The sequence below is a fragment of the Pseudomonas sp. NMS19W genome, from assembly GCF_051554255.1.
Lineage (GTDB): Bacteria > Pseudomonadota > Gammaproteobacteria > Pseudomonadales > Pseudomonadaceae > Aquipseudomonas > Aquipseudomonas kribbensis.
This window is the reverse complement of the sequence record NZ_CP136718.1, coordinates 1,864,392-1,887,910: the sequence shown is the minus strand read 5'-3', so window position 1 is coordinate 1,887,910 and position 23,519 is coordinate 1,864,392. Positions and strand designations below refer to the sequence as shown.

Sequence of the window (23,519 nt, the reverse complement as noted above, 5' to 3'; positions counted from 1 at the left end):
GTCAGGCAACCGTCAGGGCGGACACCACCAGATCGCAGCTGCGCTGGGCGTAAGCCGTCAGCACGATGCGGATCTGCGGCAGGTCACGGGCGAGGACGGCGGCCAGCAAGCGCTCGAACAGTTCGAGGAACTCGCTCATTTCGGCCTTGCGCTGTTCCAGCGCGAGGAAGTACGCACGGCTCATGGCCGGTTGCAGGTTTTCGACGGTTTCCTGCAGATACGGGTTGTTGGCGAACGGGTACGCGGCACGCATCACGTTGAAGCTGTCGTCGACGAAGGTGCGGATGTCCTGACGCTCGTAGCTGGCGGTCAGGCGCTGCTGGATCTGTACGAACGGCGCCATGTCGGCCTGGACTTGCCAGCCGTTGGCCACTGCGTTGCCGAGCAGGATGTACAGCTCGCTCATCAACGTGCACAGGCTCTGCACCTTGTGCGCCGTCAGCTCGGTAACGTGGGCGCCGCGACGCGGCAGGATCGCGATCAGATGGCGGCGCTCGAGGATCAGCAAGGCTTCGCGGACCGAGCCGCGGCTGACGTTCAGCGCCAGCGTGACCTTCTGTTCCTGGATACGCTCTCCCGGCTTCATTTCGCCGCGAATGATCCGTTCGGCGAGGTGGTGAGCGATTTGCTCGGCGAGGCTGTCCGGCGCCTTGAACGTCATGGTTGTCCTTCAAACTCTTCGATCTGCACAAGCGGCGCAGTGTAGCGCAATGCGCGTACATGGCGGAGTGCCCGCACAGCGGTTTTTGGCACGAATCCCGCAAAAAAGCAGTTGATCCAATGAGGGTCAATACTGAAGAGACACGTTGCAAAGCGACAAAACGGTTTTTCCTGACCTTTAAGTCAGAAAACCATTGACCGAAAAGTCAGACCTGCTAAATTCGGCTCAAGTCGCTTAACAACAATAATGAGTCTGCGAGGCCTTCCGTGATCCAGTTTTTACTCAACCAGGAACTCCGTAGCGAGCACGCCCTGGACCCGAACCTGACTGTGCTCAACTACCTGCGTGAACACGTGGGCAAATCCGGCACCAAAGAAGGCTGCGCCAGCGGTGACTGCGGCGCGTGCACGGTGGTGGTCGGCGAGTTGCAGACGGATGACGACGGCCGCGAGCACATTCGCTATCGCAGCCTCAACTCGTGCCTGACGTTCGTTTCGTCGCTGCACGGCAAACAACTCATCAGCGTCGAAGACCTCAAGCACCAGGGCGAACTGCACAGCGTGCAGAAAGCCATGGTCGAGTGCCACGGTTCCCAGTGCGGTTTCTGTACCCCCGGTTTCGTGATGTCGCTGTTCGCCCTGCAAAAGAACAGTGATGCACCGGACCATGCCAAAGCCCACGAAGCGCTGGCCGGCAACCTCTGCCGCTGCACCGGCTACCGGCCGATCCTGGCCGCCGCCGAGCAATCCTGCTGCGGCAAGCAGCCGGACCAGTTCGACGCCCGTGAAGCGGAAACCATCGCCCGCCTCAAAGCCATTGCCCCGACATCGATCGGCGAACTCAACAGCGGCGACAAACGCTGCCTGGTGCCGCTGACCGTGGCCGATCTGGCCGACCTCTACGACGCGTATCCACAAGCCCGCCTGCTGGCCGGCGGCACCGATCTGGCGCTGGAAGTCACCCAGTTCCACCGCACCCTGCCGGTGATGATCTACGTCGGCAACGTCGCCGAAATGAAGCGCATCGAGCATTTCGAGGACCGCATTGAAATCGGCGCTGCCACTGCTCTCTCCGACTGCTACGAAGCGTTGAACGCCGAGTACCCGGACTTCGGCGAACTGCTGCACCGCTTCGCCTCTCTACAGATTCGCAACCAGGGCACCCTGGGCGGCAACATCGGCAACGCCTCGCCGATCGGTGACTCGCCACCCCTGCTGATCGCCCTCGGCGCAAAGATCGTGCTGTGCAAGGGCGAGACCCGCCGCACGCTGAACCTGGAAGATTACTTCATCGATTACCGGGTCACCGCGCGTCAGGAAAGCGAGTTCATCGAGAAAATCATCGTCCCTCGCGCCACCGCCGAGCAGCGTTTCCGCGCCTACAAAGTCTCCAAGCGTCTGGACGATGACATCTCCGCCGTCTGCGCCGCGTTCAATCTGCGCGTCGAAAACGGTGTGATCACCGACGCCCGCGTCGCCTTCGGCGGCATGGCCGCGATCCCGAAACGCGCCGCCCACTGCGAAGCCGTGCTGCTCGGTCAGCCGTTCAACAATGCTGTCGTCGAACGTGCCTGCACCGCGCTGGGCGAGGATTTCACCCCGCTCTCGGACTTCCGCGCCAGCAAGGAATACCGCCTGCTCAGCGCGCAGAACCTGCTGCGCAAATACTTCATCGAACTGCAAACACCGCACATCGAGACTCGGGTGACCGCTTATGTCTAACCATCACGGCGTAGAGAAAACACAAGCTGAACTGGCTGAATTGTTCGCCAAAGACCTGACCACCGGCGTCGGCCGCAGCGTCAAGCACGACAGCGCCGCCAAGCATGTGTCCGGCGAAGCGCAGTACATCGATGACCGCCTGGAATTCCCCAACCAGTTGCATGTTTACGCACGGCTGTCGGATCGCGCCCACGCGAAAATCATCAGCATCGACACCAAGCCCTGCTACGCCTTCGAAGGCGTGCGCATCGCCATCACCCACGAAGACGTGCCGGGCCTGAAAGACATCGGCCCGCTGCTGCCGGGCGATCCGCTGCTGGCCATCGATGATGTGCAGTTCGTCGGTCAACCGGTGCTGGCCGTGGCCGCCAGGGATCTTGAAACCGCACGCAAGGCCGCGATGGCCGCGATCATCGAATACGAAGATCTGGAACCGGTGCTGGACGTGGTCGAGGCCCTGCGCAAACGCCACTTCGTGCTCGACAGCCACACCCATCAGCGCGGCGATTCGGCCAACGCCCTGGCCACCGCTGAACATCGTATTCAGGGCACGCTGCACATTGGCGGTCAGGAACACTTCTATCTGGAAACCCAGATCTCCTCGGTGATGCCGACCGAAGACGGCGGCATGATCGTCTACTGCTCGACCCAGAACCCCACCGAAGTGCAGAAACTGGTGGCGGAAGTCCTCGACGTTTCCATGAACAAAATCGTCGTCGATATGCGCCGCATGGGCGGTGGGTTCGGTGGCAAGGAAACCCAGGCGGCCAGCCCGGCGTGCCTGTGCGCCGTGGTCGCGCACCTCACCGGCCAGCCGACCAAGATGCGTCTGCCACGGGTCGAAGACATGCTGATGACCGGCAAGCGTCACCCGTTCTACGTCGAGTACGACGTCGGCTTCGACAGCACCGGACGCCTGCACGGTATCGCCATGGACCTGGCCGGCAACTGCGGCTGTTCGCCTGACCTGTCGGCCTCGATTGTCGACCGGGCGATGTTCCACTCGGACAACTCGTACTACCTCGGTGACGCCACCATCAACGGTCACCGCTGCAAGACCAACACCGCGTCGAACACTGCGTACCGTGGTTTCGGCGGCCCGCAAGGGATGGTCGCGATCGAAGAAGTGATGGACGCCATCGCCCGTCACCTCAACCTCGATCCGCTGGCCGTGCGCAAGGCCAACTACTACGGCAAGACCGAACGCAACGTCACCCATTACTACCAGACCGTCGAGCACAACATGCTCGAGGAAATGACCGCCGAACTGGAAGAAAGCAGCCAGTACGCCGAGCGCCGCGAAGCGATCCGTCGCTACAACGCCAACAGCCCGATCCTGAAAAAAGGCCTGGCGCTGACCCCGGTGAAATTCGGCATTTCCTTCACTGCCAGCTTCCTCAACCAGGCCGGTGCGCTGGTGCACGTCTACACCGACGGCAGCATCCACTTGAACCACGGCGGCACAGAGATGGGCCAGGGTCTGAATACCAAAGTCGCGCAAGTCGTGGCCGAAGTGTTCCGGTGGAAATGGACCGCGTGCAGATCACCGCGACCAACACCGACAAGGTGCCGAACACCTCGCCGACTGCGGCCTCCAGCGGTGCCGACCTGAACGGTAAAGCCGCACAGAACGCGGCGGAAATCATCAAGCAACGCCTCGTTGAATTTGCGGCGCGGCACTACAAGGTCAGCGAAGAAGACGTGGAATTCCACAACGGTCACGTCCGTGTGCGCGACCACATCATGACCTTCGAAGCGCTGATCCAGCTGGCGTATTTCAATCAGGTGTCGCTGTCGAGCACCGGGTTCTACAAGACCCCGAAAATCTACTACGACCGCAGTCAGGCCCGTGGCCGGCCGTTCTACTACTTCGCCTTCGGCGCGGCGTGCTGCGAAGTGATCGTCGACACCCTGACCGGCGAGTACAAGATGCTGCGTACCGACATCCTCCACGACGTCGGCGCCTCGCTGAACCCGGCCATCGACATCGGCCAGGTCGAGGGCGGCTTCGTCCAGGGCATGGGCTGGCTGACCATGGAAGAGCTGGTGTGGAACAACAAAGGCAAGCTGATGACCAACGGCCCGGCCAGCTACAAGATCCCGGCCGTGGCGGACATGCCGCTGGATCTGCGAGTGAAGCTGGTGGAAAACCGCAAGAACCCGGAAGACACGGTGTTCCATTCCAAGGCTGTGGGTGAGCCACCGTTCATGCTCGGCATCGCCGCGTGGTGCGCGATCAAGGATGCGGTGGCAAGTCTGGGCGACTATAAGCACCAACCGAAGATCGACGCGCCGGCGACCCCGGAGCGGGTGTTGTGGGGTTGCGAGCAGATGCGTCAGCTCAAGGCGGTGAAGGCCGTCGAGGCTGAAACCGAGTTGGCTCCGCTTTAAGGACCGAGGCGCGGCCTTCGCGAGCAGGCTCGCTTCCACATTTGGAATGCATTCCCTTGTGGGAGCGGGCTGGCTCGCGAAGAGGCCCGACAGACAACGAAGATGTCGAGGTGAACATGTACAACTGGATCGACGCCCTCGCCGACCTGCAGAACCAGGGCGAGCCCTGCGTTCTGGTGACGATCATCGAAGAGCTCGGCTCGACGCCGCGCAATGCCGGCTCGAAAATGGTCGTCAGCGCCCGCCAGACATTCGACACCATCGGTGGCGGGCACCTGGAATACAAAGCCATGCAGATCGCCCGCGAAATGCTCGCCAGCGGCAGGCAGGACACCCATCTGGAGCGCTTCAGCCTCGGCGCCAGCCTCGGCCAGTGCTGCGGCGGCGCCACGGTATTGCTGTTCGAACCTATGGGCCAGGTGCAGGCGCAGATCGCCGTGTTCGGTGCCGGTCATGTCGGTCGCGCCCTGGTACCGCTGCTCGCCAGCCTGCCCTGCCGGGTGCGCTGGATCGATTCCCGGGAGGAGGAATTTCCCGAACAGATTCCTCACGGCGTGCGTAAAATCGTCGCCGAAGAGCCTGTGGATGAAATCGACGACCTGCCCGCCGGCAGCTACTGCATCGTCATGACCCACAACCATCAGCTGGATCTGGAACTCACCGCCGCGATCCTTAAGCGCAACGACTTCACCTGGTTCGGCCTGATCGGTTCGAAGACCAAACGCGCCAAGTTCGAACATCGCCTGCGTGACCGCGGTTTCGACGCCAGTGTCGTGCAACGCATGCGCTGCCCGATGGGCATCAGCGAAGTCAAAGGCAAATTGCCTGTGGAAATCGCCATCTCCATCGCCGGCGAAATCATCGCCACCTATAACGCCAATTTCGGCCAGCACACCGCCAGCGCCGAACCGATTGCCAAACTGCTGCCGGTTTCGCGCCGCAGTCAGGCCGCCACACTCAAAGCCTCAAACTGATTAGAGAACCCTCATGCCTCTGACTCGCAAAGCCTACCGCGCCGCCATCCTGCACAGCATCGCCGACCCCGCCGAGGTCGGCATCGAAGCCTCCTACGAGTATTTCGAGGACGGCCTGCTGGTGGTCGATGGCGGCAAGATCAGCGCCCTCGGCCACGCCAGCGAACTGCTGCCGACCCTGCCGGCGGACATCGAGATCACGCATCACAAGGATGCACTGATCACCCCGGGTTTCATCGACACCCACATCCACCTGCCGCAGACCGGCATGGTCGGCGCCTACGGCGAGCAATTGCTCGACTGGCTGAACACCTACACCTTCCCGTGCGAAAGCCAGTTCGGCGACAAGGCCCACGCCGATGAAGTGGCGGACATTTTCATCAAGGAGCTGCTGCGCAACGGCACCACCACCGCGCTGGTGTTCGGCAGCGTGCACCCGCAGTCGGTGAACTCGTTCTTCGAAGCGGCCGAGAAGCTTGATCTGCGGATGATCGCCGGCAAGGTGATGATGGACCGCAATGCGCCGGACTACCTGACCGACACCGCCGAATCCAGCTACGTCGACAGCAAGGCGCTGATCGAGCGCTGGCACGGCAAGGGTCGTCTGCACTATGCAGTCACCCCGCGTTTCGCCCCGACCAGCACCCCGGAACAGTTGACCCTCGCCGGCCAATTGCTGACTGAATACCCGGATCTGTACATGCAGACCCACATCAGCGAGAACCTCAAGGAAATCGAGTGGGTCAAGGAGCTGTTCCCTGAGCGCAAGGGCTACCTTGACGTCTACGACCACTACCAGTTGCTCGGCGAGCGTTCGGTGTTCGCCCACGGCGTGCATCTGTGCGACGACGAATGCGCGCGCCTGGCGGAAACCGGCTCGGCGATTTCGTTCTGCCCGACCTCGAACTTCTTCCTCGGCAGCGGCCTGTTCAACCTGCCGATGGCCGAGAAGCACAAACTGAACGTCGGTCTCGGCACTGACGTCGGCGGCGGCACCAGTTTCTCGCTGCTGCAGACCCTGAACGAAGCCTACAAAGTGATGCAGTTGCAAGGTGCGCGCCTGAGCCCGTTCAAATCGCTGTACCTCGCCACCCTCGGCGGCGCGCGGGCACTGCGCCTGGAAGACAAGATCGGCAACCTGCAACCGGGCTCCGACGCCGACTTCCTGGTGCTGGATTACAACGCCACGCCGCTGCTGAGCTACCGCCTGAAGCAGTCCAACAACATTGCCGAAACGTTGTTCGTGCTGATGACCCTGGGCGATGACCGCACCGTGACCCAGACCTACGCGGCGGGTGCGCTGGTGCACCAGCGCTAGTTTTCTGCAGACAAAAAAATCCCCCGGTGGTGTTCACCCCGGGGATTTTTTATTGCCTGTCGATTCGCTTCAGAGCTTGGCCGCAGGCCGTCCCGGCTTCTTGGTCTGCAACAGATGCGAGAACACCGCATGCAGATCGTCTGACGCACTTTCCTCGTCGAGGTTGAGCTTGCTGTCGATGTGATCCATGTGATGCATCATCAGGTCCACCGCCAGCTCGCCGTTGCGCGCTTCGATGGCGTCGATCAACTGGGTGTGTTCGTCGTAGGAGCAATGCGAACGGTTGCCGCTTTCATATTGGGCAATGATCAGCGACGTCTGCGAAACCAGGCTGCGCTGGAAGCTGATCAACGGCGCGTTCTTCGCCGCTTCGGCCAGTTTCAGGTGGAATTCGCCAGAGAGACGGATACCGGCGCCGCGATCGCCACGGGAGAAACTGTCGCGTTCGTCGTTGACCATCTGACGCAATTCGGCGATCTGCTCGGCGGTGGCGTGCTGCACCGCCAGTTCAGTGATCGCGCGCTCCACCAGGCGCCGGGCGAGGAACACCTGACGCGCCTCTTCGACGCTCGGGCTCGCCACCACCGCTCCACGGTTCGGCCGCAACAGCACCACACCTTCATGGGCCAGACGCGAGAGTGCGCGGCGAATGATGGTGCGGCTGACCCCGAAAATTTCCCCCAGCGCTTCTTCGCTCAACTTTGTACCGGGCGCCAGGCGCTGTTCGAGGATGGCCTCGAAGATATGCGCATAGACAATATCGTCCTGGGTTCCGCTGCGGCCGGCTTTGCCTGCTCGCGGTTGTTTCTTGAGGGGTTGCAACTGTTCGTTCATGGGCACTCGAGTCGGGAAGAACTGCGGCGAATTGACCGTGACTGTAATACGGCACAGTGGGTCGCTGGCAAGTATCGCGTAAAAAACAGCGCGATTGTACACAATGGAAGGTGGCAACACGACTGTACGGCTGTTTGTGACTTCGGCTGTATTGCAACGCATCGTTACGTTTGAGTTTAGGCTTAAACCCGAAATCCGTGGCTTGAACAAGGAACGCCGCTGTCATGAACGAAATCACCCACACCCGACTGCGCCCGCTGGCGGACACATCGCCCTCCGCCATCGTCGCCGGATTCATCGCGATGATGACCGGTTACACCAGTTCGCTGGTGCTGATGTTCCAGGCCGGGCAGGCCGCGGGCCTGAGCAGCGGGCAGATTTCCTCGTGGATCTGGGCAATTTCCATCGGCATGGCGGTGTGCTCGATCGGCCTCTCGCTGCGCTATCGCACGCCAATCACGATTGCCTGGTCGACCCCCGGCGCAGCCCTGTTGATCACCAGCCTTGGCGGCGTTACCTACGGCGAAGCCATCGGCGCCTACATTACCTGCGCGTTGCTGGTGACGATCTGCGGTTTGACCGGCAGCTTCGAACGCCTGGTGAAAAAGATCCCGGCCTCTCTGGCGGCCGCATTGCTGGCGGGGATTCTGTTCAAGATCGGCAGCGAAATCTTCGTCGCCGCGCAGCACCGCACCGGGCTGGTACTGGGGATGTTCTTCACTTACCTGCTGGTCAAGCGCCTGACGCCGCGTTATGCGGTGCTGGCCGCGCTGCTGATCGGCACCGCGCTTTCGGGCTTCATGGGGCTGCTGGATTTCAGCGGTTTTCACCTGGAAGTGGCGACGCCGGTCTGGACCACGCCGCACTTCTCCCTCGCCGCAACCATCAGCATCGGCATTCCGTTGTTTGTGGTGGCGATGACCTCGCAGAACATGCCCGGCGTCGCCGTGCTGCGCGCCGACGGCTACAACGTCCCGGCTTCGCCCTTGATCACCACCACCGGCATTGCGTCGCTGTTGCTGGCGCCGTTCGGCTCCCACGGCATCAACCTCGCAGCGATCAGCGCCGCGATCTGCACCGGCCCCCACGCCCACGAGGATCGCAATAAACGCTACACCGCAGCGGTGTGGTGCGGAATTTTCTACGGGATTGCCGGGGTGTTCGGCGCCACGCTGGCGGCGCTGTTTGCCGCGCTGCCCAAGGAGCTGGTGCTGTCGATTGCCGCGCTGGCGCTGTTTGGTTCGATTATCAATGGCTTGAGCATTGCCATGACCGAGGTGAAGGAACGGGAAGCGGCGCTGATCACCTTCATGGTCACGGCGTCGGGGCTGACGCTGTTTTCCATCGGTTCGGCGTTCTGGGGGATTGTTGCGGGGGTGCTGACCTTGCTGATTCTGAACTGGCGCAAGGCCTGACTCGTTAAAAAGCAGGCATAAAAAAACGGCGACCCGAGGGTCGCCGTTTTTTTCAGTATCACTTGGCCGCGTTGATCGGCTTTTCCGGATACCAGACGTCCAGCAGCGGGCTGATTTCAGTGGTGGTCAGCTCGGAGCGGGTTTTCAGCCAGGCTTCGACGGCAGCGCGCTGCTCTTCGGAGACCGAGCCACGCTTCTGCAGGCAAACCAGACCGAAGTCGTCGCCGCCGACATAACCCAGAGCATTCTTTTCCATGGCTTCTTTGATGAAGGCTTCGAGGAAAGCGTCAATGGCTTTTTCGGACAGGTCTTCTTTGAAGCCCAGGTTCAGTTCGAAACCCAGCTCTTGAAATTCATCGACGCACAGTTTTTTGCGCAGACGCCGGGAACGGTTAGTCGCCATTGGAACAATCCTCTAAATAAATAACGGCCGGCACTTTACCAGTTTAAGGCGGCGATTGCCCGCCTATCCGGGACGTGCGTACGACCGCCCGTAAAAAAATAACCAATTGGGCCCCTTGGGAAAGGCACAAGCTGTTACACCTTGGGGCATAATGCCGACACTTTCATGACCACTGAGGGCCTTTTCATCCATGTCCTCGTCTTTTTCCCCTCGGCTGTAGGGTTTTATTTCATATGATCAAATCGTTGCGTCCTCTGCTCCTGGCCGGCCTTCTTCTTCCCCTGGCCCTGCCCGTCTCCGCTGCCACCATCAACACGTCCCTGACCCCCAACGTCGAAAAAGCCCTCAAGGCCAGCAAGCTGCAGCCCACTGCCCTGTCGCTGGTGATGGTGCCGCTGGACGGCCCGGGCACGCCGACCGTGTACAACGCCGATGTGTCGGTCAACCCGGCCTCGACCATGAAACTGGTCACCACCTACGCGGCGCTGGAAATGCTCGGCCCCAACCATCAGTGGAAAACCGAGTTCTACACCGACGGCGACCTGAGCGGCGGTATCCTCAATGGCAACCTCTACCTCAAGGGTGGCGGCGATCCGAAGCTGAACATGGAAAAACTCTGGCTGCTGATGCGCGACCTGCGCGCCAACGGCGTGACCCAGATCACCGGCGACCTGGTGCTGGACCGCAGCTTCTTCATTCAGCCGCAACTGCCGGAATTCAACGATGACGGCAATGACGAGAACAAGCCGTTCCTGGTCAAGCCGGACTCATTGCTGGTCAACCTCAAGGCCCTGCGCTTCGTGGCCCGCAATGACGGCGGCCGGGTGCTGATCTCAGTAGAACCGCCGATTGCCAGCATCAAGATCGAGAACACCGTCAAGGCGCTCAACTCCAAGCAGTGCACCGGCGGCGTTCGCTACAACCCGGTGACGCAGGCTGATGGCAGCGTGACCGTGACCGTTGCCGGTCAACTGGGCGAAGGCTGCAGCTCGCAGACTTACCTGTCGCTGCTCGACCACGCGACCTACACCGCCGGCGCCGTGCGGGCGATCTGGAAGGAACTGGGCGGCAGCATCCAGGGCAAGGACCGTCTGGCCCCAACGCCGAGCAACGCCAAAGTGCTGGCCCGCGCCTTCTCCCCGGATCTGGCGGAAATCATCCGCGACATCAACAAATACAGTAACAACACCATGGCCCAGCAGCTGTTCCTGAGCCTGGGCCAGAAGTTCCGCAACGAAGCCGACGGCGATGACGCCAAGGCCGGGCAGCGCGTGGTCCGCCAGTGGCTGGCGAGAAAAGGCATCACCGCGCCGCATCTGGTGATGGAGAACGGTTCCGGCCTGTCCCGTGCCGAGCGGGTCAGCGCCCGGGAAATGGCCGCGATGCTGCAAGCTGCGTGGCACAGCCCTTACGCGGCCGAGTACATCAGCTCGCTGCCGATCGCCGGCATGGACGGCACCATGCGCAAGCGCCTGAAGACCACCGCGATGCGCGGCGAAGCCCACGTCAAGACCGGCACCCTGAACACCGTGCGCGCCATCGCCGGCTTCAGCCGCGACGTCAACGGCAACACCTGGGCCGTGGTGGCGATCCTCAACGACAAGGCGCCGTTCGGTGCGTCGTCGGTGCTGGATCAGGTGCTGCTGGATCTCTACAAACAGCCGCGAGCGCCGCAGACGGCTTCGGTTCTGTAAGCACACCAGAAAACACTGTGGGAGCCAGCCTGCTGGCTCCCACAAGTCCGATGCTTAACTCATCTGCCGCTCGACCCGATCCCGCCCGCCCTGTTTCGCCGCGTAAACCCCCGAATCCGCCCGCAACAACAGCGAATCAGCGCCCTCCCCCGGCCGCCAGCTGGCAATCCCGAAACTCGCGGTCACCACGCCGACCACATCCACCGGCGCCCCGCGCAAGCCTTGCCACAACTCCACGGCCAGCATGTACGCATGATCGCCGTCGATGTCCGGGCACAGCACCATGAACTCCTCACCACCCAGACGACAGAACACATCGGTACGCCGCAACCGGTGGCCGATGCGCTCGCACACCGCTTGCAACACCCGGTCGCCGACCGCGTGGCCGTACTGATCGTTGATCCGTTTGAAGTGGTCGATATCGAGCATGATCACCGACAATTCGCCGCCTCCACGCTCGACCCGGGCCATTTCGGTGGTCAGGCGCTCCTGGAAATAGCGCCGGTTGTGAATGCCGGTCAGCGCATCGGTCACCGACAGTGCGCGCAGTTCTTCCTCCACGCGCTTCAGGTCGGAGATGTCCGAAATGTAGCCATGCCAGAGCACGCCACCGCCCGGCAATTCCTCGGGCGTCGCTTCGCCACGCACCCAGCGCAAGCCGCGCTCGGGCAATTGCACGCGGTACTCTTCACGCCACGGACTGAGATTGTCCGCCGAGGCACGGATCGACTTGCGCACGCGGCTGACGTCTTGCGGATGAATCCGGGTAAAGATTGATTCGGCATTGAGCAGCAGAACGTCGGGCTCCAGCTCGTAGATCTCGCGGATGCCGTCGCTGGCGTAAATCACGCTGAAGCGCCCGTCGAATTCCATCTTGAACTGATAGATGCCGCCGGGAACGTGGGCACTGAGCTTCTTCAGCAGCACGTCCCGCGCCGCCAAGGCCTCGTGTACACGCTTGCGTTCGGTGATGTCGATGCAGATCGCCAGGTGCCCGACCCACAACCCCTGCTCGTCCAGCACCGGGGTGGCCAGCATGTTCACCGGCAGATGGCTGCCATCCTTGCGCACCAGCGTCCACTCCCGCGCCTCATGCCCGCCGACTTCGCCGCCCTCCACCAGCATCGCCTGGCAGGTCGGGATGGCCTTGCCATAGCGGGCGCTCAATTCTGCCGCACGGGTGATCAGCTCCCTTGGGAAATGCAGGTTTTCCAGGGTCATGTGGCCGACCACCTCGGCGCTGCGATAGCCGAGCATCTGCTCCGCGCCGGGGTTGAAGGTGTTGATCACGCCGCGCAGGTCGGTGGCGATGATTGCCACTTGCGTGGCCGCGTTTAGCACTCCGCGCAACTGGCCATGGGTGCCCCGCAGTTCCTGCTCGCGCTCATGCAGCTCCTGAGTGCGCAACTCAACCATGCGCAAGGCCCGCTGACGCTGACTGACCAGCACATACAGCAGCGCACTGAGCAACAGGCTGAGCAAACCGCCGAGGACCACCACGCTGCCAACCGACGAATGGTTGGCTTGCAGGAAGGCTTCGCTGGGCGAGATATCGACCTGATAGTCATGATCGGCCATGCGCACCAGCCGCGTGGTCGACAGATCGCTGGGCGCCGGGTCATTGGTCGACTCGAACAGCACCTCGTGCTGATCATTGGTCGACAGGTCGAGGATGCGCACCGAGAGGTAATCATGCAGGGCGTCCGGCAGCCCGTCGGCGAGCAACTGGCGCATGCTGATCACCGCCATCACATAACCGAAGGACTTGGGCTCACCCTCACGCCGCACCGGCGCCACCAGCAGCACGCCCCGCGCATAGGCCGGCTCGATACTGACCAGATGCATCGGCTGCGACACCGCCAGGCCGCCGAGCTGGTCGGCACGCTCCAGGGTCGAACGACGCAGCGGCTGGGCCAGCAAGTCATAACCCAGTGGGGAACCGAGGCGGCTCTGGGTCTGGCTGTACACCACGACGACGTATTCATCCCGGGCGGCGGCCAGTTGCAGTTCGCCGCGGGTATTGAGTTCGCGCACGCTGAAGGTGGTAATGCCTTCGTCACGCACCCGCTGCTCGAACGCGGCGCGCTCGGCACCGCTCACCCGCAAGGCGAACGAATAGGCCTGGGTGCGCAGTAATAAAGGTTGGGTGTAGCCATCGAATTCGGCACGGGACACCGATTCTGAGTTGGCGAAGAACCGGCGCAGGCCGTCGAGGCGCTGCTCCTGATCCTGAAAGCGTTCTTCGATACGGCTGTAACGCTCATTGGCCAGCAGTTGGAAACGCTGGCGCAACTGGCTGTGAAACTGATTGAGGGTGGCCCAGGCCAGCAGCCCCGTGAGAATACCGCCGGCGAGCAATACCAGCAGCGCGACCAGCCAGGCCGAGACTTCTTCGCTGATAAAACCCAGGATCTTGGGGCGCACGGGGTGCAACGACATATGGGCCACTCACTACGCCAGTACTTACGGGATAACCCCATTGGCCGTGAGTGAGTTATAGCTATTAGCCATTAATTTGGCTAGCTCTGATCGGATCCAAGAACCTTTAAAATCAAGGCTCTGTGGATCCAATTATGCAGAGCGTCAACGAGCCGTGATTTTCCAGGCGCGGTGGATCTTGCCGTTGCGGGCGAAATCCGGGTCGATGGTGCTGGCGGTGATTTCCTCGACCGCATAACGCTCGGCCAGGTTGTCTTCGAGCTGGAACTTGCGGAAGTTGTTGGAGAAGTACAACACACCGCCGGCTGCCAGACGCGCCATGGCCAGGTCGATCAACTGCACCTGGTCACGCTGCACGTCGAAGATCCCTTCCATGCGCTTGGAGTTGGAGAAGGTCGGCGGGTCGATGAAGATCAGGTCGTACTCGTCCCGGCTGCTTTCCAGCCACGCCATCACATCGCCCTGCTCCAGACGGTTCTTGTCGGAGAAACCGTTGAGCGACAGGTTGCGGCGCGCCCAGTCGAGGTAGGTTTTCGACAGGTCGACGCTGGTGGTGCTGCGAGCACCGCCCTTGGCCGCGTGCACACTGGCGGTCGCGGTGTAGCAGAACAGGTTGAGGAAGCGCTTGCCGGCCGCCTCTTTCTGGATCCGCATGCGCATCGGCCGGTGATCGAGGAACAGACCGGTGTCGAGGTAGTCGGTGAGGTTCACCAGCAACTTCACGCCGCCCTCGGTGACCTCGTTGAACTTGCCCTGGGCCGCCTGACGCTCGTACTGCTTGGTGCCGCTCTGACGCTCGCGGCGTTTGACCACCACGCGGCTCTTGTCGATGTTCAGTGCCTGCGGGATGGCCGCCAGCGCATCGAACATGCGGATCGAGGCCTTTTCCGGGTCGATCGACTTCGGCGCGGCGTATTCCTGAACATGCACCCAGTCGTGGTACAGGTCGATGGCCATGGCGTATTCCGGCATGTCCGCATCGTAGACGCGGTAGCAGTCGATGCCTTCGCGCTTGACCCACTTGCCCATGGCCTTGAGGTTCTTCTGCAGGCGGTTGGCAAACATCTGCCCGCCTTCGCTCAGGCGTGGTTGCTCGATCACCGGAGCCGGGGCCGGCGTCGGTTTGATCGGGTTGCCGTTCTTGTTGTACTTGCGCTCTTGCGGCTCGTCCGGCGTCTGATCGTAGGCGGCTTGCTCGCGCTCGGCCTGACGTTGCTCCGGGGTACGACGCTCGCCAGTGACGAACTGGTCCGGCAGCACTTTGATCAACAGCAGCTTGCACGGCAACGCGCCGTTCCAGAACGAATACTGTTTGTGGCTGCGGATGCCCATGCGCTTGCCCAGGTCCGGCGCGCCGGTGAACACCGCGGCCTCCCAGTTCAGGCACGCCTGACGCAGGCGCTCGCCAAGGTTCTGATAGAGGTACAACAGGCTGGCTTCGTCACCCAGACGCTCGCCGTACGGCGGGTTGCAGATCACCAGACCTTTCTGGTTCTGGTCCGGACGCGGTTCGAACGTCGCGACTTCGCCCTGATAGATCTTGATCCATTCGCTCAGGCCGGCGCGCTCGACGTTGTTGCGGCCCGGCTGGATCAGCCGTGGGTCGGCTTCATAACCACGGATCCACAGTGGCGGCTTGGCCAGACCGGCAGCGGCGCGCTCGACGGCTTCTTCGTGCAGTTTCTTCCACAGCGCCGGTACGTGCCCCAGCCACGCGGTGAAGCCCCACTGCTCGCGACGCAGGTTCGGCGCCATATCGGCGGCGATCATGCCGGCTTCCACCAGGAACGTGCCGACACCGCACATAGGGTCAGCCAGTGCGCCACCTTCGGCAGCAATGCGCGGCCAGCCGGAACGGATCAGGATCGCGGCTGCCAGGTTTTCCTTCAGCGGCGCAGCACCCTGCTGCAGACGGTAGCCGCGCTGGTGCAGGCTGTGGCCGGAGAGGTCGAGGGACAGGATCGCTTCGCCGCGATCCAGACGCAGGTGGATGCGCAGGTCCGGGTTGAGTTTGTCGATGCTTGGACGATCGCCCTGCGGGGTGCGCAATTTGTCGACGATGGCGTCCTTGACCTTCAAAGCGCCGAAATGGGTGTTGTCGATGCCCGAACCGTGGCCGCTGAATTCAACAGCCAGGGTGCCGTCGGCCAGCATGTGATCCTGCCAGTCGACGTCGAGCACGCCGTGGTACAGGTCTTCGGCGTTTTTCATCGGGAAGCGCTTGAGCACCAGCAACACCCGGTTGGCCAAGCGCGACCAGAGGCACAGGCGATAGGCGGTTTCCATGGTCGCCATGCCACGCACGGCGGAGGTGTGCTCGCGCGCTTCTTCAAGGCCAAGCCCGACGGCTTCCTCGATGAGCAGGCCTTCAAGGCCTTTGGGGCAAGTGAGGAAGAGTTCGAAACGGTCGGACATGGTTTTTCCAGAGCCTTTGGCTAATGAACCGGCAACGCATTGCCGGTCCGGTTTTCAATCAGGCGCTTTTCTACAAGAGCGCCCGCGTGGCACGAAGGTGTGCCGTTCCATCCCCGCTGCTCGGGTCAAAGGAGCTTAGATGCCGGGACAGATAAAAAAGTTGATGCAACAAAATGACTCAAAGCAACCCTTCGTCGAAAAGTACCCGACGGTAAACGTGGGTCATTCTCACTAAGGCATTAAACCTGTCATACAGCGCAGGGCCGATCATACCGGGGTTTGGTGAATAAACATTCATGAAACCTGCCGTTACTTATCGCCATAGCACCCTTTTCGTTACGTCCTTATGACAAAACGGTCATTCCCTCGATGTGACTCATTGGTTAGAACTGGACACAGGTTGACGTCGCAACGGCGTCAACACCTTGGCTCGCCACGCCGGCAGCGAGCCGCCAACGGCAGAGTTTTTCTGCCAGACCTCAATTGAGGTCGACGCGACAAAAACAGTCAACAAGTGAGGGAAACACCCTATGAGAAGACTTAAGCGTGATCCGTTGGAAAGAGCATTTTTGCGCGGATATCAATATGGCGTTGGTGGCAAATCCCGTGAGCTTTGCCCATTTACTCTACCGTCGGTACGTCAAGCCTGGATCAACGGCTGGCGAGAAGGACGCGGCGACAACTGGGACGGTATGACCGGCACTGCGGGAATCCACAGACTCAACGAACTTCACGCCGTCGGCTGACACAGGGCATTTATTCCGACACGACAATCTGATTTCGCAACACCCTGATCACCATGCACGTCCTTCCCGGACGGCGGGCTACGGCCCAAGGGCTCCTTCGAGGAGCCCTTTTTTATGCCTGCCTTTTTTGTCCGATGATCAGCGCTTGGCAGCGATGGCGTCCACGGATTCGCGGATCAGCGCCGGGCCCTTGTAGATGAAGCCCGAGTAGATCTGCACCAGGCTCGCGCCGGCAGCGATCTTCTCGGCCGCATGCTTGCCTTCGGTGATGCCGCCGGCCGCGATGATCGGCAGCTTGCCGCCCAGCTCGGACGCCAGCACTTTCACGGTATGGGTGCTCTTCTCACGCACCGGCGCACCGGACAGGCCGCCTGCCTCGTCACCGTGCTCCATGCCTTCGACGCCCACGCGGCTGAGGGTGGTGTTGGTCGCGATCACCGCGTCCATCCCGGTTTCGATCAGCGCTTGGGCGACTTGCGCGGTTTCTTCGTCGGTCATGTCAGGCGCGATCTTGATCGCCAGCGGAACATGTTTGCCGTGGCGCAGGGCCAGTTCGGCGCGACGTGTGGCCAGATCTGCCAGCAATTGCTTGAGCGAATCGCCGAATTGCAGGCTGCGCAGGCCCGGAGTGTTCGGCGAACTGACGTTGACCGTGACGTAACTGGCGTGAGCGTAAACCTTGTCCAGGCAGATCAGGTAGTCATCCACCGCACGCTCGACCGGGGTGTCGAAATTCTTGCCGATGTTGATCCCCAGCACGCCCTTGTATTTGGCCGCCGCCACCCGCGCCAGCAGGTTATCCACACCGAGGTTGTTGAAACCCATGCGGTTGATGATCGCCTCGGCTTCCGGCAGACGGAAAATCCGTGGTTTCGGGTTGCCCGGCTGCGGACGCGGAGTCACGGTGCCGATTTCGACAAAACCGAAACCCAGCTGCGCGAAGCCGTCGATGGCCGCGCCGTTCTTGTCCAGACCGGCCGCCAGACCTACCGGGTTCGGGAACTGCAGGCCCATAACGTTCACCGGCAGCGACGCCGGCGCCTTGCACAGCAAGCCGTTGAGGCCCAAACGCCCGCCCGCGCCGATCAGATCCAGCGACAGATCGTGGGAGGTTTCCGGGGAAAGTTTGAACAACAGCTGACGGGCCAGGGTGTACATGGGCGGCTATGACTCGGGCGGCGAAAAGAGGCGGCGATTATAGCCGGGCATCGCCCTGCCGCGCGAGGCGCATGCGCAAATCCGCTGCGCTGGCATATGCCTTGCACCTGCTCCTGCATCAGCCCGCAGGCCAATGACGGCAGGCGGGCAAGGACAATGACGTCGTCACCGGGATTTGCCTCGACAAAGTCCGGGACGGCGTTTTTTTTGAGGGTGGCTTCATGACTCAAACCTCCGTCGGGCCACTGGCCTGGGTCAACGGCAGCGATGCCCCGGAAAAAAGCGCGATCAACCTGGGTTTCATGGCCCTGAGCGACTGCGCTTCGGTGGTGGTCGCCGCCACCCAGGGCTTTGCCCAGCCTTACGGCTTGACCCTGAACCTCAAGCGCCAGAGTTCATGGGCCAACCTGCGGGACAATCTGGTCAGCGGTGAACTCGATGCCGCCCACAGCCTGTACGGCCTGATCTACGCGGTGCACCTGGGCATCGGCGGCGTTGCTTCCACCGACATGGCGGTGCTCATGGGGCTGAACCAGAACGGCCAGAGCCTCAACCTGTCTCACGGTTTGCTGAGCCTGGGCGTGACCGGTCCTGAGGCGCTGGACCGCCACGTGCACCAAACCCGCGCAAGGCTGACCTTCGCCCAGACCTTCCCCACCGGCACCCATGCCATGTGGCTGTATTACTGGCTGGCGAGCCAGGGCATCCATCCGTTGCAGGATGTCGACAGCGTGGTGGTGCCACCGCCGCAAATGGTCGCGCACCTGCAGGCCGGTCGCATCGACGGCTTCTGCGTCGGCGAACCGTGGGCCGCCAGCGCCGTACAGCAAAATCTCGGTTTCACCCTGGCGACCAGCCAGACCATCTGGCCCGATCACCCGGAAAAAGTCCTCGGCTGCACCCGCGCCTTTGTCGAGCAATACCCCAACACGGCCCGGGCGCTGGTGATGGCGATCCTCGAAGCCAGCCGTTTCATCGAAGAAAGCCAGGAAAACCGCCGCAGCACCGCGCACCTGCTCAGCGCCGCCGAGTACCTCGACGCCCCGGTGTCCTGCATCGAACCGCGCTTTCTCGGCGCCTACGACGATGGCTTAGGCAACCGCTGGCAAGACCCGCACGCCCTGCGCTTTCACGGCGATGGCGCAGTGAATCTGCCGTATCTGTCGGACGGCATGTGGTTCATGACCCAGTTCCGCCGTTGGGGTTTGCTGCGCGACGACCCGGACTACCTCGCCATCGCCCGTCAGGTGCAGCAACTGGCGCTGTACCGCGACGCCGCCAGCGCGGTCGGTGTGCAAGTCGGCACCGAGGACATGCGCAGCAGCCAGTTGATCGACGGCAAGGTCTGGGACGGCAGCGACCCGGCCGCCTATGCCCGAAGCTTTAAATTGCAAGCATTGAGCGACCTCGCTCCCCTTCTCGCCCACCGCTGACAGGAGACCGCGAATATGCTGCGCATTCTGCTGATCAACGACACGGCGAAGAAAGTCGGCCGCCTGAAAGCTGCGCTGACCGAGGCCGGTTTCGAGGTCATCGACGAGTCCGGCCTGACCATCGACCTGCCGGCGCGCGTCGAAACGGTGCGTCCGGACGTGATCCTGATCGATACCGAGTCACCGGGCCGCGATGTGATGGAACAAGTGGTGCTGGTCAGCCGCGACCAGCCCCGGCCGATCGTGATGTTCACCGACGAGCACGACCCCGGCGTGATGCGTCAGGCGATCAAGTCCGGGGTCAGTGCCTACATCGTCGAAGGCATCCACGCACAACGCCTGCAGCCGATTCTTGACGTGGCCATGGCCCGCTTCGAAAGCGACCAGGCCCTGCGCGCCCAGCTTCAGGCCCGCGACCAGCAACTGGCCGAGCGCAAGCGCATCGAACTGGCCAAGGGCCTGCTGATGAAAATGAAGGACTGCAACGAAGAAGAGGCCTACACCCTGATGCGCCGCCAGGCCATGAGCCGCCAGCAGAAACTGATTCAGGTGGCGGAGCAGATCATTGCCATGAGCGAGTTGCTTGGCTGAGCTGGCACAAATCTCGCTAAGCAATCCCTACAGGTAACCAACGGCGGTTGCCCCACCCACGACAAAGACGTCGCTCACCTTCTTCGCCCCTTTCGGCGATCCGGGTAGCGGCGTTTTTGCGTTTTGGCCCCACTGACCGGGGCCGGTGGTGCGGCCGTGGCGGCGCCCCACTGTGCTGGTTCTGACTCCTTCTCGAGATTCTCTACCGCTGAGGTGCGCGATGAATAAAAGCTTCTGGAAATCCGGCCACACCCCGACCCTGTTCGCGGCCTTCCTGTATTTCGACCTGAGCTTCATGGTCTGGTATCTGCTCGGCCCGTTGGCGGTGCAGATCGCCGCCGACTTGCACCTGACCACCCAACAGCGCGGCCTGGTGGTGGCCACACCGATTCTGGCCGGAGCCGTGCTGCGCTTTGCGATGGGCATGCTCGCCGATCGCCTGTCGCCGAAAACCGCCGGCCTGATCGGTCAGGTGATCGTGATTGGCGCGCTGTTCGGTGCCTGGAAACTCGGTATCCACAGCTACGAACAGGCGCTTCTGCTTGGCCTGTTCCTCGGCATGGCCGGCGCTTCGTTCGCCGTGGCGCTGCCGCTGGCCTCGCAATGGTATCCGCCGGAACATCAGGGCAAGGCGATGGGCATCGCCGGGGCCGGCAATTCCGGGACCGTGTTCGCGGCGCTGATCGCTCCGGTACTGGCAGCGGCGTTCGGCTGGAGCAATGTGTTCGGTTTCGCCCTGATTCCGCTGATCCTGACACTGGTGCTGTTTGCCTGGCTGGCGAAAAACGCGCCGGAGCGACCAAAAGCCAAATCCATGGCCGATTACTTCAAGGCCCTGGGCGACCGCGACAGTTGGTGGTTCATGTTTTTCTACAGCGTCACCTTCGGCGGCTTCATCGGCCTGGCCAGCGCCCTGCCCGGCTATTTCAACGATCAATATGGTTTGAGCCCGGTCACCGCCGGTTACTACACCGCCGCCTGCGTGTTCGGCGGTAGCCTGATGCGCCCGCTGGGCGGTGCGCTGGCCGACCGTTTCGGCGGGATTCGCACATTGCTGGCGATGTACACGGTGGCCGCAGTTTGTATCGCAGCGGTCGGGTTCAACCTGCCAAGTTCCTACGCGGCGCTGGCACTGTTCGTCTGCACCATGCTCGGTCTCGGCGCGGGTAACGGCGCGGTGTTCCAACTGGTGCCGCAGCGCTTTCGCCGGGAGATCGGCGTGATGACCGGGCTGATCGGCATGGCCGGCGGCATCGGCGGTTTTGCCCTCGCCGCCGGTATGGGCGCGATCAAACAGAGCACCGGCAGCTATCAACTGGCACTGTGGTTGTTTGCCAGCCTTGGCGTGTTGGCATGGTTCGGCCTGCATGGCGTCAAACGCCGCTGGAGAACCACCTGGGGTTCGGCGGCCGTGACCGCTGCCCGGGTCTGAGGCCCGCATGGCCCTACAACTGAGCTTCGCCGAAGCCAGCGCCACCGGACCGCGCACGGAGAATCAGGACGCTTTGCGCCTGGTCACGCCGGCCCCGGCGCTGGCCGCCAGCAAGGGGTTTCTGTTCGCCATCGCCGACGGCGTCAGCCTGTGCGCCGATGGTGGTCTGGCTGCGCGCTCGACCTTGCAGGCATTGGCGCTGGACTACTACGCCACCCCGCAGACCTGGAGCGTGGCTCAGGCGCTGGATCGCCTGTTGCTCGCGCAAAACCGCTGGTTACAGGCCAATGGCGGTGGGCAGCCGTTACTCACCACCGTCAGCGCCCTGGTCCTGCGCGGCAGACGCTTTACGCTGGCGCATGTGGGGGATTGCCGGGTCTATCGCTGGCACGCCGACACCCTGCAGCGGATCACCGAGGATCACGTCTGGGAGCAGCCGGGCATGCAGCACGTGCTCAAGCGTGCACTGGGCCTGGATCAGCATCTGGTGCTGGATTTTCTCGACGGCGAGCTGCGTGAGGGCGAAAGCTTCGTGCTGCTCAGCGACGGTGTCTGGGCCGTGCTTGGCGACACGGCCATCACCGGAATCCTGCGCGATCAACCGGATCTGCACAGTGCGGCACAAACACTGGTCAACGCCGCGCACCTGGCCGGCAGCCAGGACAATGCCAGCGCCTTGCTGGTGCGGGTGGATGCCGTGGGGGAAGCGAGCATCGGCGATGCGCTGATCCAGTTGCAGCAATGGCCCCTGCCCCCGACGCTCAAACCGGGCCAGACCTTCGAAGGCTGGCAGGTACAAGGCAACGTCGGCCAGAGCCAGCAATCGCTGCTGTATCGCGTCCTCGACAACCAAGGCCAGGCGTGGCTGTTGAAGACCTTGCCCACACGGTTGGCGGACGATGCCCACGCAGGCCAGGCCTTGCTGGCGGAGGAATGGTTTCTCAAACGCGTGGCCGGGCGACACTTCCCTGAAGTCCATGGCGCCAGTCAGCGTCAGCATTTGTACTACGTGATGCGTGAATATTCGGGGATCACCCTGGCGCGGCTGTTCGAGCAACGCGGGCCGCTACCGCTGGCTCAGTGGCAGGATGTGGCCGAACGCCTGCTACGTGCCGTCGGTCTGCTGCATCGGCGGCAGATTCTGCACCGCGACATCAAACCGGAAAACCTGCTGCTGGGGGACGACGGCGAGTTGCGCTTGCTGGATTTCGGTCTGGCGTATTGCCCCGGCCTGTCGCAGGACACGCCGTCAACGTTGCCCGGCACTCCTAGCTACATCGCCCCGGAGTCCTTTCGGGGAGATGCACCCGAGGCTCGTCAGGATCTGTATGCGGCGGGCGTGACGTTATATTTCCTGCTTACCGGGCACTTCCCCTACGGAGAGATCGAAGCCTTCCAGCGTCCGCGTTTCGGCGTGCCGGTGAGTGCGGCTCGATATCGGCCGGATCTGCCGGAATGGCTGGCGCAGTGTCTGGAACGTGGCGTCTCGGCCGATCCGTTGCAACGCTATGAAACCGCCGAGGAATGGCTGCTCACGCTGGAACAGGGTGAACGCCTCAGCCTGAATGTACGCCCTCGTCCTTTGCTCGAACGGGAACCGCTGAAGGTCTGGCGGACATTGGCGTTACTGGCGCTGCTGGGCAATCTGGTGCTGCTGTTCCTGTTGCTTCATGGCTGACTCGTCGCTCCATTAGCGGGCAAGCCGCATCCAATCGGTGCAAAAACCACAATGACTCTCCGGCCAATACCTGCGCCACCTCAATGAATTCGCGGCTCACCGCGACTTGGCACAACCACTGCATTAACGTGTTCAACTGACATAAAGCCCGACCTTCAACGACGAAGGCCAGGCTTCCCGAGAGAACGGGACAAGGACAAAGGCGTCCTCGCTAGG

General features: G+C 62.2%; 16 protein-coding genes and 1 pseudogene. 11 read left to right on the top strand and 6 right to left on the bottom strand.

Going from position 1 to position 23,519, the window contains the following annotated elements; genetic code table 11:
• Nucleotide 1: 1 nt before the first annotated feature.
• Complete coding sequence (locus R1A29_RS08635) at nucleotides 2–661, bottom strand: GntR family transcriptional regulator (RefSeq protein ID WP_065259722.1); 660 nt, start codon at nucleotides 659–661, stop codon at nucleotides 2–4.
• A 266-nt stretch (nucleotides 662–927) separates the two neighbouring features.
• Between R1A29_RS08635 and xdhA the strand changes: the two genes are divergently transcribed.
• The 4 genes and pseudogenes from xdhA to guaD all read left to right on the top strand — a co-directional run bounded on the left by xdhA (nucleotide 928) and on the right by guaD (nucleotide 7,065).
• A complete protein-coding gene (xdhA, locus tag R1A29_RS08630) occupies nucleotides 928–2,382 on the top strand; it encodes a xanthine dehydrogenase small subunit (RefSeq protein WP_438301161.1) in 1,455 nt (484 codons plus the stop codon).
• Nucleotides 2,375–4,773, top strand: a pseudogene (gene xdhB, locus R1A29_RS08625) (xanthine dehydrogenase molybdopterin binding subunit). Before xdhA ends, xdhB begins: the two are co-directional and overlap by 8 nt.
• Before the next feature lie 116 nt (nucleotides 4,774–4,889).
• A complete protein-coding gene (gene xdhC / locus R1A29_RS08620) occupies nucleotides 4,890–5,747 on the top strand; it encodes a xanthine dehydrogenase accessory protein XdhC (protein ID WP_134826010.1) in 858 nt (285 codons plus the stop codon).
• A gap of 13 nt (nucleotides 5,748–5,760) precedes the next feature.
• Complete coding sequence (gene guaD / locus R1A29_RS08615) at nucleotides 5,761–7,065, top strand: guanine deaminase (RefSeq protein ID WP_438301160.1); 1,305 nt, start codon at nucleotides 5,761–5,763, stop codon at nucleotides 7,063–7,065.
• Between the two features lie 69 nt (nucleotides 7,066–7,134).
• Here the strand turns inward: guaD and R1A29_RS08610 are convergent, their stop codons facing one another.
• A complete protein-coding gene (locus R1A29_RS08610) occupies nucleotides 7,135–7,899 on the bottom strand; it encodes a GntR family transcriptional regulator (protein WP_064378756.1) in 765 nt (254 codons plus the stop codon).
• 224 nt (nucleotides 7,900–8,123) lie between these two features.
• On the opposite strand from R1A29_RS08610, the gene R1A29_RS08605 reads away from it, so the two are divergent.
• Nucleotides 8,124–9,314, top strand: coding sequence for a benzoate/H(+) symporter BenE family transporter (locus R1A29_RS08605; RefSeq protein WP_438301159.1), 1,191 nt, complete (start codon nucleotides 8,124–8,126; stop codon nucleotides 9,312–9,314).
• Nucleotides 9,315–9,372: 58 nt separating this feature from the next.
• Here the strand turns inward: R1A29_RS08605 and R1A29_RS08600 are convergent, their stop codons facing one another.
• The gene (locus tag R1A29_RS08600; protein ID WP_438301158.1) at nucleotides 9,373–9,717 is read right to left on the bottom strand and encodes a YggL family protein; all 345 of its coding nucleotides are present in this window, start codon (nucleotides 9,715–9,717) and stop codon (nucleotides 9,373–9,375) included.
• Between the two features lie 233 nt (nucleotides 9,718–9,950).
• Between R1A29_RS08600 and dacB the strand changes: the two genes are divergently transcribed.
• A complete protein-coding gene (dacB, locus tag R1A29_RS08595; protein WP_114882038.1) occupies nucleotides 9,951–11,411 on the top strand; it encodes a D-alanyl-D-alanine carboxypeptidase/D-alanyl-D-alanine endopeptidase in 1,461 nt (486 codons plus the stop codon).
• 54 nt (nucleotides 11,412–11,465) lie between these two features.
• On the opposite strand, the gene R1A29_RS08590 is transcribed toward dacB, so the two are convergent.
• Both R1A29_RS08590 and rlmKL read right to left on the bottom strand, forming a co-directional pair.
• Nucleotides 11,466–13,850 carry a sensor domain-containing diguanylate cyclase gene (locus R1A29_RS08590; protein ID WP_438301157.1) on the bottom strand — a complete coding sequence of 795 codons (2,385 nt, stop codon included), beginning with the start codon at nucleotides 13,848–13,850 and terminating at the stop codon, nucleotides 11,466–11,468.
• A 144-nt stretch (nucleotides 13,851–13,994) separates the two neighbouring features.
• Nucleotides 13,995–16,265 (bottom strand): bifunctional 23S rRNA (guanine(2069)-N(7))-methyltransferase RlmK/23S rRNA (guanine(2445)-N(2))-methyltransferase RlmL, encoded by a 2,271-nt coding sequence (gene rlmKL / locus R1A29_RS08585; RefSeq protein ID WP_438301156.1) that lies wholly within the window; start codon nucleotides 16,263–16,265, stop codon nucleotides 13,995–13,997.
• Nucleotides 16,266–16,795: 530 nt separating this feature from the next.
• Between rlmKL and rmf the strand changes: the two genes are divergently transcribed.
• Nucleotides 16,796–17,011, top strand: a complete 216-nt coding sequence (gene rmf / locus R1A29_RS08580) for a ribosome modulation factor (RefSeq protein ID WP_003223300.1) — start codon at nucleotides 16,796–16,798, stop codon at nucleotides 17,009–17,011.
• 138 nt (nucleotides 17,012–17,149) lie between these two features.
• Here the strand turns inward: rmf and R1A29_RS08575 are convergent, their stop codons facing one another.
• Nucleotides 17,150–18,169 carry a quinone-dependent dihydroorotate dehydrogenase gene (locus R1A29_RS08575; protein WP_011333259.1) on the bottom strand — a complete coding sequence of 340 codons (1,020 nt, stop codon included), beginning with the start codon at nucleotides 18,167–18,169 and terminating at the stop codon, nucleotides 17,150–17,152.
• A 221-nt stretch (nucleotides 18,170–18,390) separates the two neighbouring features.
• Between R1A29_RS08575 and R1A29_RS08570 the strand changes: the two genes are divergently transcribed.
• The 4 genes from R1A29_RS08570 (at nucleotide 18,391) to R1A29_RS08555 (ending at nucleotide 23,303) form a co-directional block, all read left to right on the top strand.
• Complete coding sequence (locus R1A29_RS08570; protein ID WP_438301155.1) at nucleotides 18,391–19,602, top strand: CmpA/NrtA family ABC transporter substrate-binding protein; 1,212 nt, start codon at nucleotides 18,391–18,393, stop codon at nucleotides 19,600–19,602.
• 15 nt (nucleotides 19,603–19,617) lie between these two features.
• Entirely contained in the window at nucleotides 19,618–20,193 is a 576-nt protein-coding gene (locus R1A29_RS08565) for an ANTAR domain-containing response regulator (RefSeq protein WP_134826004.1), read from the top strand.
• 220 nt (nucleotides 20,194–20,413) lie between these two features.
• Nucleotides 20,414–21,625, top strand: a complete 1,212-nt coding sequence (locus R1A29_RS08560; protein WP_248741051.1) for a nitrate/nitrite transporter — start codon at nucleotides 20,414–20,416, stop codon at nucleotides 21,623–21,625.
• A 7-nt stretch (nucleotides 21,626–21,632) separates the two neighbouring features.
• The gene (locus tag R1A29_RS08555; RefSeq protein ID WP_438301154.1) at nucleotides 21,633–23,303 is read left to right on the top strand and encodes a protein kinase domain-containing protein; all 1,671 of its coding nucleotides are present in this window, start codon (nucleotides 21,633–21,635) and stop codon (nucleotides 23,301–23,303) included.
• Nucleotides 23,304–23,519: the final 216 nt, after the last annotated feature.

Bases quoted from the DNA above. Each gene is read 5' to 3' on its own strand.
- R1A29_RS08635 (WP_065259722.1), bottom strand. From the start codon at position 661: ATGACGTTCAAGGCGCCGGACAGCCTCGCCGAGCAAATCGCTCACCAC.
- xdhC (WP_134826010.1), top strand. From the start codon at position 4,890: ATGTACAACTGGATCGACGCCCTCGCCGACCTGCAGAACCAGGGCGAG.
- guaD (WP_438301160.1), top strand. From the start codon at position 5,761: ATGCCTCTGACTCGCAAAGCCTACCGCGCCGCCATCCTGCACAGCATC.
- R1A29_RS08610 (WP_064378756.1), bottom strand. From the start codon at position 7,899: ATGAACGAACAGTTGCAACCCCTCAAGAAACAACCGCGAGCAGGCAAA.
- R1A29_RS08605 (WP_438301159.1), top strand. From the start codon at position 8,124: ATGAACGAAATCACCCACACCCGACTGCGCCCGCTGGCGGACACATCG.
- R1A29_RS08600 (WP_438301158.1), bottom strand. From the start codon at position 9,717: ATGGCGACTAACCGTTCCCGGCGTCTGCGCAAAAAACTGTGCGTCGAT.
- dacB (WP_114882038.1), top strand. From the start codon at position 9,951: ATGATCAAATCGTTGCGTCCTCTGCTCCTGGCCGGCCTTCTTCTTCCC.
- R1A29_RS08590 (WP_438301157.1), bottom strand. From the start codon at position 13,850: ATGTCGTTGCACCCCGTGCGCCCCAAGATCCTGGGTTTTATCAGCGAA.
- rlmKL (WP_438301156.1), bottom strand. From the start codon at position 16,265: ATGTCCGACCGTTTCGAACTCTTCCTCACTTGCCCCAAAGGCCTTGAA.
- rmf (WP_003223300.1), top strand. From the start codon at position 16,796: ATGAGAAGACTTAAGCGTGATCCGTTGGAAAGAGCATTTTTGCGCGGA.
- R1A29_RS08575 (WP_011333259.1), bottom strand. From the start codon at position 18,169: ATGTACACCCTGGCCCGTCAGCTGTTGTTCAAACTTTCCCCGGAAACC.
- R1A29_RS08570 (WP_438301155.1), top strand. From the start codon at position 18,391: ATGACTCAAACCTCCGTCGGGCCACTGGCCTGGGTCAACGGCAGCGAT.
- R1A29_RS08565 (WP_134826004.1), top strand. From the start codon at position 19,618: ATGCTGCGCATTCTGCTGATCAACGACACGGCGAAGAAAGTCGGCCGC.
- R1A29_RS08560 (WP_248741051.1), top strand. From the start codon at position 20,414: ATGAATAAAAGCTTCTGGAAATCCGGCCACACCCCGACCCTGTTCGCG.
- R1A29_RS08555 (WP_438301154.1), top strand. From the start codon at position 21,633: ATGGCCCTACAACTGAGCTTCGCCGAAGCCAGCGCCACCGGACCGCGC.